The following is a 14,840-nucleotide window of genomic DNA, read 5'->3' as shown; positions in this document are numbered from 1 at the left end:
CCTCAGGAAGTCAAGCGCGCGTGTGGCTGGTAACCATCTGCGGGCTCCGCGTGCGCGCCGATCCTCGGGATCGCCCTCGCGATTCTGTCATTCCGAAGGAGGCGCCGCACGGAACCTGCCCGACCGGATACTCTGGCGCCGACTGAGGAATCTACTCTCGGGTTGCTCGTAACCAGTGGGTGGGCTCCAGACCGGCGGCTACGTTCGTCTGCCCGGCCAGGAGAGCCAGGCGCGTTGGCTATCCGGCTCTGTCCGGGTTTGCTGCATCCGCGGCACCGGTGCGGGCTGCCGCGTCCGGGATCGAGGGGGCCGAGAGTAGATCCTTCGGCCCTGCGACCTGCGGCGCGAACGGAAGGTGCGGTGTGGCCGGGCCTCAGGATGACAGTCCTGGCCGAGGGCCAGGAACGGATCGTCATCCCGCAATTTACTTGAAGCTCCCCTGAGCCATTCCCCAGTGCAAGATCCAGCTTCGAACACGCCAGCAGACGAACGCGACGCCCTGCGCTCCGGCGAGTACGCGCGAAAGCAGCTCTTCGGGAAGGGGCTGATCGGGTGGAGCCACGCGCGGCGGTTCGCGGCGGCGCAGCGGGCGGTGCAGCCGTACGCGGGCAGGCCGCTGCTGGACTACGGCTGCGGCGACGGGACGTTCCTGGCGCTGGTGCACGACCGGTTTCCGCACTCCGTGGGCGCGGAGATCGATCCGGCGCTGGTGGCCGACGCGCAGACGCGGTTCGGGGGGATGCAGGGGCTGCGCTTCATCCACACGAATGAGGTGCCGGCGTTGCCGGACGGATCGTTCGGCGTGGTGACGTGCATGGAGGTGCTGGAGCACTGCACGCCCGACGCGGTGGAGCGGGTGATCGGCGAGATGCGCAGGCTGGTGGCGGCGGACGGCGTGGTGATCGTCAGCGTCCCGGTCGAGACGGGTCCGGCGCTGCTGGTGAAGACGGCGGCGCGCGCGGTGGCGGGCCTCCGGGGCGTGAGCGGATACCAGGACCGCGAGCGGCACACGATGGGCGAGCTGGCGCGGATGGTTTTCGCGGGCGCGGAGACCTCCATCGACCGCCCCGTCTACGAGACGCGGCGCCCGGACGGCACCCCCAACCGCTACCACGGCCACAAGGGCTTCAACTGGCGCCGGCTGGCGGCGCGGCTGCGGCGGGACTTCCACCTGCGCGAGACGCGCTTTTCGCCGCTGCCGGTGGTGGGCGGGCTCATCAACAGCCAGGCCTGGTTCACGTGCACCCCCCGCTGACCGTCGGCGTGGTGTGCGACTACGCGGACGAGGGGTGGCCCAGCATGGACCTGGCGGCCGAGCTGCTGGACGCGGGGCTGCGCGCCCACGCGCCGGGGTTCGCGCCCGCGCTGCTGCGGCCGCAAATGCCGCGCGCCTTTCGCCGCGTGCTCCCCGGGCGCGCGGGGCTGAACGCGGACCGGCTGGCCGCGCGGCACCTGGCGTATCCGCGCTGGCTGCGGCGGCACGCGCGCGGCATCGACCTGTACCACGTGGCGGACCACAGCTACGCCCACCTGGTGCACGCGCTTCCCGCCGAGCGCACCGTGGTCACCTGCCACGACCTGGACGCCTTTCGCTCGCTGCTGGACCCCGCCGCCGACCCGCGCCCTGCCTGGTTCCGCGCGATGTCGAATCGGCTCCTCACCGGCCTGCAGCGCGCGGCGCACGTGGTGTGCGACAGCGACGCCGTGCACGCCGAGCTGCTGTCGTATGGCGCGCTGCCGCCGGAGCGCGTGTCCACCGTTCCGCTTCCCGCGCACCCCGACTTTTCCGCCGGGCCCCATCCCGCGGCGGACGCGGAGGCGGTGCGGCTGCTGGGGCCGGCGGGGGGGCACGTAGACCTGCTGCACGTGGGGAGCACGGTGGCACGCAAGCGCATCCCCCTGCTGCTGAAGGCGTTCGCGGAGCTGGCGCCCGTGGTCCCCGCCGCGCGGCTGGTGCGCGTGGGCGGCGCGCTGCAGCCGGAGCAGCGCCGGATCGCGACCGAGCACGGCATCAGCGACCGCATCGTGGAGCTTCCCTTCCTGGATCGAACCACGCTGGCCGCCGTCTACCGCCGCGCCTCCCTCGTCGTCTATCCCTCCGAGCGCGAGGGTTTCGGCCTGCCGCTGGTGGAGGCGATGTCGTGCGGCGCGCCGATCCTGGCCTCCGACCTCACCGTCTTTCGCGAAGTGGCCGGGGACGCCGCCCGCTACGTCGCGCGAGACGATGCGGACGGCTGGGCGGAGGCGCTGGCGGACGAGATCGACCGCCTCGCATCCCCCGAAAATCGTGCGGAGACGCGGGATGCGGTGCTGCGGCGGGCGGAGCGGTTCACGCTGGCGGCGTACGCGGGGTCCATCGCGCAAATCTACGATGGCGTGTTGGCATGATTCAGCAAAAGATGGCCTCACACAGAGTCAGCAGAGTCAACAGAGTACGTGCGGCCACCACTCTGCTGACTCTGTTGACTCTGTGTGAGGCCTGTCTTTTGGGGGATGGGCGATGAGCCGGCGGCTGCGCGTGCTGCACGTCGGCAAGTTCTATCCGCCGCACCGCGGGGGGATGGAAAGCGCGCTGGAAACCCTCTGCCGCGAGCTGCGGGCGGAGGTGGACGTGCAGGTGCTGGTATCCAACGATGCGCGGCAAACGGTACGCGAGACGGTGGACGGCGTGCCCGTGACCCGCATCGGCACGGCGGCGACGCTGGCGTCCGCGTCCATCAACCCGGGAATGGCGCGCGCCATCCGCGAGGCAAACGCGGACGTGGTGCACTTTCATCATCCCAATCCCACCGGCGTGCTGTCGTACCTGGCCAGCGGCCGGCGCGGGCCGCTGGTGGTCACCTACCACAGCGACATCGTGCGCCAGCGCGTGCTGGGCGCCGTGTTCTCGCCCATCCTGCACAGATTCCTGCGCGGGGCGGACGCCATCCTGGCCACCTCGCCCGACTACGCCGGCAGCTCGCCCGTGCTGCAAAAGCACCGAGGCCGCGTGCGGATCATCCCCTTCGGCATTCGCGCGGAGGAGTTCGAGAGAGCGGACGCGGAGGCCGTGGTGGACATCCGCGCGCGGTATGGCCCCAGACTGGTGCTGGGTGTGGGTAGGCTGGTGTATTACAAGGGGTTTGAGTACCTTGTACGCGCGATGGTAGCAGTGGAAGGACGGTTGGTGATTCTGGGCGACGGGCCCCTGCGCGGCGCGCTGCAGGCGCTGGCCGCGGAGCTGGGAATCGGGGACCGGGTGGCGTTTCCCGGGCCCGTCCAGGAGCTGGCCCCGTGGTACCACGCGGCGGACGTGTTCGTGCTGCCGGCCGTGGCCCGCAGCGAGGCGTTCGGGATCGTGCAGCTGGAGGCCATGGCCGCCGGCACCCCGGTCGTAAACACGCGGCTCGAAAGTGGCGTCCCGTTCGTCTCGCGCGACGGAGAGACGGGGATCACCGTGCCCCCGGAAGACCCGGACGCCCTGGCCGCCGCGCTGCGCCGCCTGCTGGACAACCCGGCGCTGCGCGGGCGCTACGGCGCCGCGGCGCAGCAAAGAATTCGCGGCGAGCTGAGCCTGGACCGCATGGTGGCCGACACGCTGGCCGTGTACCGCAACGCCGTGAGCCCTTGACGGACCCCATCCCCACTCCCGAGCCGATGACCCCGAGCGACGGCCCCGAGGCATCCGTTCCCCCCGCATTCCCCGAGCGCGAGCCTTCGCCCCGGTTCTGGGCGGGCCGCCGCGTGCTGGTGACCGGCGGCGGCGGGTTCCTGGGCTCGCACCTGGTGGAGCGGCTGCGCGCCCTGGGCGCCGACCCGTTCGTCCCCCGCCGCGCGGAGTACGACCTGACCCGGCAGGCCGACGTGGAGCGGCTGTACGCCGAGTCCACCCCCGGGCTGGTGATGCACCTGGCGGCGGAGGTGGGCGGCATCGGCGCCAACCGCGAAAGCCCGGGCCGCTTCTTCTACGCCAACGCCATCATGGGCACCATGATGATCGAGGAGGCGCGGCGGGCCGGGGTCGAGAAGTTCGTCCAGGTGGGGACCGTCTGCGCGTATCCCAAGTACACCCGCGTCCCGTTCCGCGAAGAGGAGCTGTGGGCGGGGTACCCGGAAGAGACCAACGCCCCGTACGGCATCGCCAAGAAGGCGCTGCTGGTGCAGCTGCAGGCGTACCGGCAGCAGTACGGGATGAACGGCATCTACGTGCTTCCCACCAACCTGTACGGGCCGCGCGACAACTTCGACCCGCGCACCAGCCACGTGATCCCCGCGCTCATCCGCCGCATGGACGAGGCGCGGCGCGGGGGGCTGGCGGAGCTGCCGGTGTGGGGGACGGGGAACGCCTCACGCGAGTTCCTGTACGTGGAAGACGCCGCCCGCGCGCTGGTGCTGGCGGCCGAGCACTACGACGGCGCCGAGCCCGTCAACGTGGGGATCGGCAACGAGATCCGCATCGCCGAGCTGGCCGGGCTCATCGCGCAGCTGGTGGGGTACGAGGGGCGCATCGGCTTCGATCCCTCGCAGCCCGACGGGCAGCCGCGCCGGTCGCTGGACACCCGCCGCGCCCGCGAGCGCTTTGGCTTTACGGCCCGCGTGGGGATGCGCGAAGGGCTGCGGCGCACGGTGGACTGGTACCTGAGCAGCCTTTCCGGGTAGCGGGCCCGGTCGCCCGCGCCACCCCTCTTCCTGGCAGTGCCCTTGTCCGACATCGTTCCCACGCCCCGCCCGCCGCACCCCGACGGGGGGCACCGCACCCCGCAGCTTCCGCTGCTGCACTCGCAGCCGCAGGCGGCCGACGCCACGGCGGCGCCGGGCGAGGGCATTCCCCTGCGCGAGTACCTGGGCGCCCTGCGCCGCCACCTGTGGCTGGTGCTGGCCGCCGTGCTGGTTTCGGTGGGCTTCGCCGCGTACCGCATCAGCCAGGAGCCGCCGCGCTTTACGGCCGGCAGCGCGGTGCGGCTGGTGAACCCGCGGCAGGAGCTGGCGGGGGAGATCGGCACGGGGCAGTCGGACCAGCTGCAGGGGTGGTACACGGACCCCATCCTTTCCCAGGTGCAGGTGCTGCGCAGCCGCGCGGTGGCGCAGCAGGTCGTCGACTCGCTGGGCCTGCGCCTGCAGCCGCAGGGAACGGGCTTTCCGTACGCGGAGCTGGCGGACGTGCGCGTCTCGCCCGCCGCGCGCACCGGCGACACGCTGCACCTGGCCTTTGCGCCCAACGGGGTGCGGGGGCGGCTGGGAAGCGTGCGGACGCAGGCGCCGTACGGCCGGCCGCTGGACCTGGGCACCGTCAGCCTGACCTTTGCGCGGCGGCCGGCGGACGTGAGCATCGCGCGGATGACGGTGGTGGAAGAGCAGGACGCGGCGATGTGGGTGATCGGGTCGATGGTGCCGGTGCAGCGCGAGATGACGAACGTGCTGGACATCCAGTTCACCCTGAACGACCCCCACCTGGCGCAGCGCGCCGCCAACGCCGCCGCCGCGGCGTTCCAGGACGTGTCCATGCGCTCGGCGCAGACCACGTCCCGCCGCCGGCGCATGTTCGTCGAGGAGCAGTTGCGCAGCACCGACCGGCTGCTGCTGACGGCGCAGCACCAGCTGAGCGCATTTCGCAAGGGCGTGCGCTCGTTCAGCCCGCGCGAAAGCTACCGCACCACCGAAGAGGGGCTTACGCAGTTTCGCCTGCAGCGCCAGGCGCTGATCACGGAAAAGAGCATCTACGACCAGATGTCGCGCGAGCTGTCCAGCGACCGGGGGCGCGAGGGAAGCGAGCAGATCGCCGCCCTGGCCGCGTCGCCGGAGGTGGCGTCGAACAGCGGCATCCTGGCGCTGTACAACCAGCTCATCCAGTACCAGACCGCCCGCGACAGCGCCACCACGGGCCGCTGGTCGCGCGCCAACACCAACCCCGACGTGCAGCGGCTGGACTCGCTGATCTCCACCTACCGCGGCCGGCTGGTGCGCGCGGTGCAGGGGCGCAGCGACGCGCTGGCCGCGCAGATCGGCGTGCTGGACCAGGTGATGGCCAGCGACGCCGCCGCCATCAGCGCCCTCCCCGACGCCGAGGCCGAGGAGATGCGCCTGTCGCGCGAGGTGGAGACGCTGCAGAAGATGGTGGACGACATGCGCCGCCAGCAGCAGGAGGCGCGCATCGACGAGGCGGTCGAGGCGGGGCAGGTGGAGATCGTGGACTGGGCGCTGGTCCCCGGCACGCCCGTGGGGACGGGCTCCAGGCGGCGGCTGCTGTTCGCGCTGCTGGTGGGGTTGATGATCGGCGGGGGCGGCGCGCTGGTGCTGGACCGGCTGAACACCGCCATCGTGCGCCGCGAAGATGCGGAGGCGATGCTGCGCGTGCCGGTGATCGCCGTCATCCCGCGCCTGGGCGAGCCCATGCAGGCGGCGCGCAGGCTGGACGTGCGGCGGCTGCTTCCCCGCCGCGGACCGCCGCCCGAGACGGGGCTGGTGACGGTGAGCGAGATGCAGTCCGCCGGGTCGCAGGCGTACCGCAAGCTGCGCACGCACCTGATTTTCTCCCAGGGAGGCCAGCCGCCGCGCACGCTGATGGTGACCAGCGCCGCCGCCAGCGAGGGCAAGACCACGGTCTGCGCCAACCTGGCGACCACGTTCGCGCAGCAGGGGCTGCGGGTGGTGATCATCGACGGCGACCTGCGCCGGCCGCGGCTGCACGGGCTCTTCGGCCAGGCGCGTACGCCGGGGCTCAGCGAGCTGCTGGAGGACGATGCGCCCATCTCCGAGGCGGTGCGGCAGACGTCGGTGCCGGGGCTGCACCTGATCACGGCGGGGCGGATGGTGCCGCACGTGTCGGAGCTGCTGGGCGGCGCGGCCATGGGCCGGCTGGTGCGCGAGCTGAACGCGGCGTACGACCTGGTCGTCATCGACACGCCCCCCGTCCTTGCCGCGGCCGACGCCGAGATCCTGGGCGCGCAGGCCGACGCGGTGCTGGTGGTGGTGCGCGCCGGCAAGACGGAGCGCCAGAGCGCCGTCTACGCCATGCAGCAGCTGCGCGCCGTGGGCGCGCGCATCGTGGGCGCGGTGCTGAACGACCCGGACCAGAAGATCGCGGGGTACGGGCGGTATGCGTATTACTACGATTACTACACGGAGCAGACGGTAGGGTAGGGCGGGGGGAGTGCCCAGTGCCGAGTGCCCAGGAGTGAGTGCCGATCGGAGGGGATCGCGCGGGGCCGCCTCGATACCAAGTCCGGGAAAACACCTGTCATTCTGAGGAAGCGCCCACCCCGGGCTCTCGGGAAAACCGCGGAGCCCGTTGGCGCGACCGAAGAATCTCCTTCCCCTCGCGCTGAACCCTTTCCCGGGCGCCGCCCGGGAACCCCGCGTGACGGAAAGATCCTGCCGCTTCGGATAAAGATTCTTTGGTCGGCGCCACGCTCCCGGGCGAAGGGAGAGCACTCGGCGGCGCCTCCCTCAGAATGACAGGTTTTGTCAGGTCTGGTTCAAACAAAGTCCCGGGAAACGCCTGTCATTCTGAGGGAGCGCCCACCCCGGGCTCCCGGGAAAACCGCGGAGCCCGTGGGCGCGACCGAAGAATCTCCTTCCCCTCGCGCGGAACCCTTTCCCGGGCATCGCCCGGGAACACATCGTGACGGAAAGATCCTGCCGTTCCGGACAAAGATTCTTCGGTCGGCGCCATGCATCCGGGCGAGAGGAGAGCACTGCGCGGCGCCTCCCTCAGAATGACAGGTTTTGTCCGCGCTCAACCGTCAGCGACCCGGATCTCTGCGCGCGAGAACAGAACGGCCCTCCCCGCGGAGGGCCGTTCCGCGTGTGTGCGCGGGGTGCATCGCCGCATCACGGGACGGAGGCTTTGCGCGGACGCGCCGGGAAGGCCAGATTGTTGCGGATGCCGCAAGGCTGGCCGTTTCCTCTTTCATCTCCGTTCTCAGCATCATGCCTTACGAGTCCCTGCCGGTGGTCCGTTCCGTACGCCAGGTGCTGCGCACCGCCTCGTCGCGCGACGAGGCCATCACCCGCGTGCTGGAGGCGGTGGGCGACAGCATGGGGTGGCTGGTGGGCGCGTACTGGGCCCCCGAGGCCGACGACGGCACGGTGGCGGCGCAGTGCGTGTGGGCCGCCCGCATCCACAAGGGCACAGTGTTCGCCACCGAGACCCGGCAGATGCGGCTGGCGTACGGCGAGGGGCTGCCCGGCCAGGTGTGGACCACCGGCGAGACGCTGTGGATCGAGGACGTGGGGCAGGACTCCAACTTTCCCCACCACGCCGCCGCCCGCACCGACGGCCTGCACGCCGCCGTGGCCTTTCCCGTGCGCCACGGCGAGCAGGTGCTGGGGGTGCTGGAGTTCTTTACCGACCTGCTGCGCGCCCCCGTGCAGACGCTGCTTCCCGTGTTCGACCAGATCGGCGGCGACCTGGGCGCCTTCGTGGCCGGCGCGTGGACCCCCGAGCCGGAGCCCGAAGAGGCGCCCGAAGACCGCGCGGAGGCCGGCGACGCCCGGCGTTGACAGGGTGGCGGCCACGGCGTAACTTCCGCCATGGAACGACCGAAGACCATACGCACGACCCTGTTGCCCGCCGACCTCCTCCCCTGCCCGGGAGCCGAGGGCCGGCGGGCTCGCCGCATTACGGAGGCACGATGAACCGTCCGGACGCGCCCGGGGCCCGCTTCGTGGGCGAGGGCCTTACCTTCGACGACGTGCTGCTGGTGCCGCGCCGCTCGGCGGTGCTGCCCGGGCAGACCGACCTGCGCACGATGCTCACCCGCAGCATCGAGCTGGCCATTCCGCTGATCTCGGCCGCCATGGACACCGTCACCGAGAGCCGGATGGCGATCACCATGGCGCGCGAGGGCGGGATCGGCATCATCCACAAGAACATGTCCATCGACCGGCAGGCCGAGGAGGTGGACCGGGTAAAGCGGTCGGAGAGCGGGATGATCGCCACGCCGTTCACCATTGGCCCGCGCGAAACGCTGGCCGACGTGCTGCGGCTGATGGAGCGCTCGGCCGTCAGCGGCATTCCCGTGGTGGACGAGGGGCTGCTGGTGGGCATCATCACCAACCGCGACCTGCAGTTCGAAACCGACCGCTCGCGCCCCGTGCACGAGGTGATGACGCCGCAGGACCGGCTGGTCACCGCGCCCGTGGGCACGTCGATGGAGGAGGCGCGCCGCATCCTGCACCAGCACCGCATCGAAAAGCTGCCGGTGGTGGATGAGCAGGGGGTGCTGCGCGGGCTGATGACGGTAAAGGACATCCGCAAGCGCCAGCAGTTCCCCAACGCCTGCAAGGACGAGCGCGGCCGCCTGCGGGTGGGCGCGGCGCTGGGCGCGTCCATGAAGGACGTGGACCGCGCGCGGGCGCTGGTGGACGCGGGGGTGGACGTGCTGATCGTCGACACGGCCCACGGGCACAGTGAGGGCGTGCTGGACGCGGTGTCGCGCATTCGCGAGGCGTTTCCCGACGCGCAGATCATCGGCGGCAACATCGCCACCAGGTCGGCGGCCGAGGCGCTGGTGGAGCGCGGGGTGGACGCGGTAAAGGTGGGGGTGGGGCCGGGCTCCATCTGCACCACCCGCGTGGTGGCGGGGATCGGCGTGCCGCAGCTTACGGCGGTGCTGGACGCGGTCGAGGGCGCCGCGGGGCGGGTGCCGGTGATCGCCGACGGCGGCATCAAGTACTCCGGCGACATCGTCAAGGCGCTGGCGGCGGGCGCGCACTCGGTGATGATGGGGTCGATGCTGGCGGGGACGGAGGAGAGCCCGGGCGAGAGCTTTCTGCTGGAGGGCCGGCGCTTCAAGATCGTGCGGGGGATGGGGTCGCTGGGCGCCATGAGCGAGGGCTCGGCGGACCGCTACTTCCAGGAGGGGAGCGACGCCCGCAAGTTCGTCCCCGAGGGGATCGAGGGGCGGGTGCCGTACAAGGGCCCCGCTTCGGACACGCTGTACCAGCTGACGGGCGGGCTGCGCAGCGGGATGGGGTACCTGGGTGCACCGGACATCGAGACGCTGCGCCGCGAGCCGCAGTTCATGCGCATCACCGGCGCGGGCCTGCGCGAGAGCCATCCGCATGACGTGACGATCACGCGCGAAGCGCCGAATTATCATTCGTGATGCGGTGAAGGGGTGAAGGGGTGAAGGGGTGAGGCGGGGCTTTCCCGACCCGCGGGGCCCTCTCCCCCGACCGGCCTTTCGCTCGTTCCTCGCGACGGCGGTCGACCCCTCCCCCAAACTGCGGGGGAGGGGTTGTTCGCATGCACGATTGTTGAGGAACGGCACCCCTCCCCCGGGGTTGGGGGAGGGGTCGCCGCGAGGAACGAGCGGCGAAGTCGGCGGGGGAGAGGGCTCGTCGGAAACGCGTTGGGCGTTCGGGATCCGGTATCAGCCGCCGGAGAGGGGGAGACGGTCGATGCGGTCCAGCTCCAGGCCGAACGCAAGGCGCGCGGAACGGCGCATGGCGTCGGGGTCGCCGGTGGTGAAGAAACGATGCGCGGGTGGCGCCGGCGACGGCGCGGAGGCGAGGCGCCATTCGCGCGCCACGTGGGAGAGCGCGGCGTTTGCGGGGTCGTACAGCTCGGCGCGGGGGCAGTGCTCGCGCAGCAGCGGGGCGAGCGCGGGATAATGCGTGCAGGCCATCACCAGCACGTCCACGCCACCCAGCGGCGCGAGGATGGAGGCTACGTCGCCGCGCACCGCCTCGGTGGCCAGGCGCCCGGCCTCGACGTGCGCGGAGAGCGGCTGCGCCACCCGCTGGCGGACGTGGTGGCCGGCGGCCCGCAGCGCGCGCCCGTACGCGCCGTTGCGCACCGTGCGCCGCCCGCCGATCACGCCGATGCGCGCGGGCGCCCTGCGCGCCAGCTCCGCGAGCGCGGGGGCGATGATGCCGCACACCGCTACTCCGTCGCGCGGCGCGTCCAGGTCGGGGAGCACGGTGCTGGCGGCGTTGCAGGCGAGCACCACGTGGTCGGCGCCGTGCGCGCGGGCCAGGTGGCGAGCGAGGTGGTCCACGCGCGCGGCCAGCGCACGCCGCGGCACCTTGCCGTACGGGGTGAAGCCGGCGTCGGAGAGATAGACGACGGGCACGGCGGGGTACCGCGCCGCCAGCAGCCGGAACACCCCCAGTCCGCCGATCCCCCAGTCCAGGACCGCCAGCTTCACGGATAGCTCTGCGGCGCCACGGTCCCCGGCTGCAGCGGGCCGCTGTCGAAGGCCAGCACCCGCGCGTTCCATCCCACGTTCAGTTTTTCGACCTTTCGCCCGGGAAAGCGGCTTTCCAGGTACCAGGTCATCTCGTGCTCGGCGCGGATGGGGTTGTAGCGCAGCATGGCCTGCCAGCGCGGGTCCGTCACCAGCCGCCGCAGCCGCCGCGCGAAGTCGCGGGCGCGAAAGCGCTGCAGGTAGCCGCGCCCCTTGCTGGCCAGCAGCAGCGGCGTCTCGCGCCAGCGCACCGGCGCCGTCACCATGTCCACGATCAGCACGCGGCCGCCGGGGCGCAGCACGCGGCGGATCTCGTTCATCACCGGGTCCCAGTCCAGGTAGCGGAACGAGAGCAGCGAGGTCACCACGTCGAACGAGGCGTCGGGGAAGGGGAGCACGGGGCCGTCGATGCGGACGAACTCCAGGTCGGGCGCCCCGGCCGCGCGCATTCGGGCCCGCTCGATCATCCCCGCCGAGGCGTCCACCCCGGTGCCGTGCGCCAGACGTCCCCGCATCTGCAGCAGAAGCGCGCCGTTGCCGCACCCCACGTCCAGAACGCGCGCCGGCTCCCGCGGCAGCCGCGACTTCAGCCAGCGCCACTCGTCCCGGCGCACGGTGATGTCCTCGAACACCTCGTCGTACAGGCCGGCCACGGAGTCGTAGGTGGGGTCGCCCTCCGGCGGCGCGGGGTCGAAGCGCTTCATGGCTTCCACCCGGCCGGTGGCGTACTTGGAGAGCGAGCCCAGCACCCCGTGCGACTTGCGGCCGGGGCAGCCCAGCACGTACAGCGGCGGATCGGGGCGCGTGGCCAGCCGCTCCCAGCGAAAGCGGTCCGGGCGCAGCGACACCGTAGTGTACCAGTGGTAGCCGTACGCGGGCACCCCGAAGGTTCGCGCGAAGAAGGGCGCGAACCACCGCGCGGTGCGGCAGGCGTGGAACCAGGCGCTGGCGCCCGGCGCGAAGGGCACGTCCAGGGTGCGCCACTCGTGCGGGCTGAACTGCTCGGGGATGGCCCGCGTGCGGAACATGGGCCCGTACATCCCGCTGTGCCCGATGAAGTGCAGCTCGGCGATCGGCGTCCCGTCCTCCCGGGCCGCGCGGAACTGCGCCACCACGTCCGCCTTGCTCTCCACCGCGACGGCGCGGACGGTGGCGCCGGGATGCTGCCGGCGCTTGTCGTCCGCCAGCGTCCGCGCCGCCCGCGCGAACTTCTCTCCGCCCTCGCGATACTGCGTGGTATAAAGAATCAGGATCATGATGCCGGCATATGGTTGAGGAACAACGGAGCAGACGGGATGAACGGCACCTGCGAATCCAAATGTAGTCACCCCGCGCCTCTCCCTACCAGCTTTTCGCTGTCCGCCGGGTCCTCTCCCCCGGCCGGGCCTTTCCCTTGTTCCTCGCGGCGGCGGCCGATCCCCCAAACCGCGGGGGAGGGGTGACGGGGCAGGAACGGGAGCGGGGCTCCGCCGAGGGTGGCGGAGCCCCGTTGTTCCATCAGCCAGCCACCGGTTACAGCGGGTAGGCCAGCGTCGAGTTGGTGATGGCGCGGTACACGTTCAGCCGGCCGTTGCCAAAGACGACATCGTAGCCCAGCGCGCCCTTGTCGTCGGCCGTGTTCTGCAGCCGGGCACGCAGCGAGGCGCCGGTCAGGCCCGTTACGGAGGCCACCACGCCGGCGGCTCCCGTGACCTGCGGCGCGGCCATGGACGTGCCCTGCAGGTACGCGTATCCGCCGGCCAGGTAGGCGCTGTAGATGCCCATGACGTTGGTGGTGTTGCTGTACAGCTCGCCACCGGGCGCCGAGATGTCCAGCCCGGAGCCGTACTGCGAGTAGTACGCGCGGGCGTCACGCCAGTTGGTGGCCGAGACGGAGATGGAGTTCACGTTGCACGCCGGGCATCCCACCGTGCTGGTGTTGCCGTTGCCCGCCGAGGCGATCACCAGCACGCCCTTGGTGTTCACGGCGTAGTTGATGGCGTTCACCTCGGCCGTGGAGATGCTGGGGCCGCTCAGGCTCAGGTTCATGGCTACCATGCCGGGGTAGTCCGCGGCGGCGTAGATCGCGTTCACGATGTTGGCCGTGGGGCAGCTGCCGGTCGCGGTGCACACCTTCTGCACGTACACCTTTACGTTGGTGCCCGCGCCCGTCACGCCGGCCACGCCCACGGTGGCGCCCACCATGGTGCCGATGGTGTGCGTGCCGTGGCCGTTGTCGTCCTCCGGCAGCGCGTCGCCGTTGGCCCAGTCCCAGCCCAGGATCAGGTTGGCCGCGATCTCCGGGTGGTCGGTGTCGGCGCCGGTGTCCAGGCTGCCGATGACCACCTGCGCGCCTCCGACGGCGATCCCCTCGATGTTGTCCTGGTCGGCGTCGGTGATGGACGTGTACCCGGACGGCAGGTAGCCGTAGGGAGACGTGTTGAACTGCGCCTGCAGGCCGCCGGGGTTGTAGAACGCCCACAGCGCGGGATTGATGGCGTTGATGCGGCGGACGTAGTTGGGCTCGGCGTACTCCACGCGCGGGTCGGCCGACAGGCGGGCCGCCTCGGCGCGCTCCTGGCCGCGCGCCACGCCCAGCACCGCGATGCGGCTGCGCTCCGCCAGCCGCCGCTCCAGGCGCAGGCCGGGGGTGCGGCCCGTGAGCTCGGTCAGCGAGATGCCGTCCTTCATCTTCACCAGGATTTCGCCGGGAACGACCTCGTCCTGCCGCTGCTGAAGCGCGAGGGGCTCGGGGCGCGCTTCGCCGGAGGGTGCGGAGGGCTGGTCCGAGCACGCGGCCAGGCCCAGTGCGAGCAGCGCGGCGGCTGCCATGCGGGGTTGGAACATGTGGATCCTCCAAACAGGGGAGTGGGGGGTGAAGAACGCGGCGTCCAATAGGGAGCGCCCGTTCCGTGACACAGGCAGAGGCAACCCGTGTGCCCACCCCTTTACGGACCTCAAGTTGTTCTATTCCAGGCAAATAAACGGTCGAGGTGCAGATCCCCACCTGCACCATCCTGGTTCAGCCTGCACCATAATGGGTCACGGGTAGCACCATTCCGCGGATTGTGCTGGAGTCCAGATCCCGTGTCTCATCCACCAATGTGGCGGAAATGCTACAATCGAAGGCGCGTCCGGATTTTCGTAGCTCGTCAAACCGAAGGAAGAGACACGATTCCGCTGCCTGTATCAGTTAAAGACACTTATATAGGCAAGCATTCCATTCTGTTTCGTGAATGCACCTCGTCGTCGGCTCCACCCCTTGCGCGTACCGCAGTACTTTTTCGTGCTTTCCACCCTCGCCTCCGTCTACACGCGCACGTTCACCCGTTCACCCGTTCACCCGTTCACCCGTTCACCCGTTCACCCGTTCACCCGTTCACCCGTTCACCCGTTCACCCGTTCACCCGTTCACCCGTTCACCCGTTCACCCTCTGCCTCACCCAAGGCCTGCCCCTTGCACCCGCGTGCCGGCAAAACCTACTCTTCACCTCGGACGGAGCCGGCGCGAATGGACAATCGAGGCGCATCCCCCCTGAAGATCATCCTGATCGTCGCGGCGGTGCTGGTCGCGATCGTGTTCGCCTTCTTCGGACAGCTGTACTTCGCGTACTTCCTGGGCATCGTCGCCATCGTCCTGGTGCTGGTGATGCTGTTCACGAGGGCCAAGACTCCCACGGACTGACGGAA

11 protein-coding genes are annotated in these 14,840 nt (G+C 70.9%); 8 read left to right on the top strand and 3 right to left on the bottom strand.

Going from position 1 to position 14,840, the window contains the following annotated elements:
• The first annotated feature begins 454 nt into the window (after positions 1-454).
• The 7 genes from VGC13_RS05135 to guaB all read left to right on the top strand — a co-directional run bounded on the left by VGC13_RS05135 (position 455) and on the right by guaB (position 10,088).
• Positions 455-1,255, top strand: a complete 801-nt coding sequence (locus VGC13_RS05135) for a class I SAM-dependent methyltransferase (protein WP_331124142.1) — start codon at positions 455-457, stop codon at positions 1,253-1,255.
• On the top strand, positions 1,240-2,388 hold the full coding sequence (locus VGC13_RS05130) for a glycosyltransferase family 1 protein (RefSeq protein ID WP_331124141.1): 1,149 nt from the start codon (positions 1,240-1,242) through the stop codon (positions 2,386-2,388). The genes VGC13_RS05135 and VGC13_RS05130 overlap by 16 nt, the downstream gene beginning before the upstream one ends.
• A gap of 112 nt (positions 2,389-2,500) precedes the next feature.
• Positions 2,501-3,610, top strand: coding sequence for a glycosyltransferase (locus VGC13_RS05125; protein ID WP_331124140.1), 1,110 nt, complete (start codon positions 2,501-2,503; stop codon positions 3,608-3,610).
• Between the two features lie 26 nt (positions 3,611-3,636).
• A complete protein-coding gene (locus VGC13_RS05120; RefSeq protein WP_331124139.1) occupies positions 3,637-4,638 on the top strand; it encodes a GDP-L-fucose synthase in 1,002 nt (333 codons plus the stop codon).
• Positions 4,639-4,680: 42 nt separating this feature from the next.
• Positions 4,681-7,119 carry a polysaccharide biosynthesis tyrosine autokinase gene (locus VGC13_RS05115; protein WP_331124138.1) on the top strand — a complete coding sequence of 813 codons (2,439 nt, stop codon included), beginning with the start codon at positions 4,681-4,683 and terminating at the stop codon, positions 7,117-7,119.
• 789 nt (positions 7,120-7,908) lie between these two features.
• Complete coding sequence (locus VGC13_RS05110) at positions 7,909-8,481, top strand: GAF domain-containing protein (protein ID WP_331124137.1); 573 nt, start codon at positions 7,909-7,911, stop codon at positions 8,479-8,481.
• Positions 8,482-8,612: 131 nt separating this feature from the next.
• On the top strand, positions 8,613-10,088 hold the full coding sequence (guaB, locus tag VGC13_RS05105) for an IMP dehydrogenase (RefSeq protein WP_331124136.1): 1,476 nt from the start codon (positions 8,613-8,615) through the stop codon (positions 10,086-10,088).
• Positions 10,089-10,355: 267 nt separating this feature from the next.
• Here the strand turns inward: guaB and VGC13_RS05100 are convergent, their stop codons facing one another.
• From VGC13_RS05100 to VGC13_RS05090, 3 genes are all read right to left on the bottom strand, one after another.
• On the bottom strand, positions 10,356-11,132 hold the full coding sequence (locus tag VGC13_RS05100) for a glutamate racemase (protein WP_331124135.1): 777 nt from the start codon (positions 11,130-11,132) through the stop codon (positions 10,356-10,358).
• Complete coding sequence (locus tag VGC13_RS05095; protein ID WP_331124134.1) at positions 11,129-12,427, bottom strand: class I SAM-dependent methyltransferase; 1,299 nt, start codon at positions 12,425-12,427, stop codon at positions 11,129-11,131. The genes VGC13_RS05100 and VGC13_RS05095 overlap by 4 nt, the downstream gene beginning before the upstream one ends.
• A gap of 256 nt (positions 12,428-12,683) precedes the next feature.
• A complete protein-coding gene (locus VGC13_RS05090) occupies positions 12,684-13,997 on the bottom strand; it encodes a S8 family peptidase (RefSeq protein WP_331124133.1) in 1,314 nt (437 codons plus the stop codon).
• Between the two features lie 664 nt (positions 13,998-14,661).
• On the opposite strand from VGC13_RS05090, the gene VGC13_RS05085 reads away from it, so the two are divergent.
• Entirely contained in the window at positions 14,662-14,835 is a 174-nt protein-coding gene (locus tag VGC13_RS05085; protein ID WP_331124132.1) for a hypothetical protein, read from the top strand.
• The last annotated feature ends 5 nt before the right edge of the window (positions 14,836-14,840 follow it).

Source organism: Longimicrobium sp. (assembly GCF_036399255.1).
Classification (GTDB): Bacteria; Gemmatimonadota; Gemmatimonadetes; order Longimicrobiales; family Longimicrobiaceae; genus Longimicrobium.
Note: the sequence above shows the minus strand (reverse complement) of the source record. Positions and strands in the feature narration are given on the sequence as shown.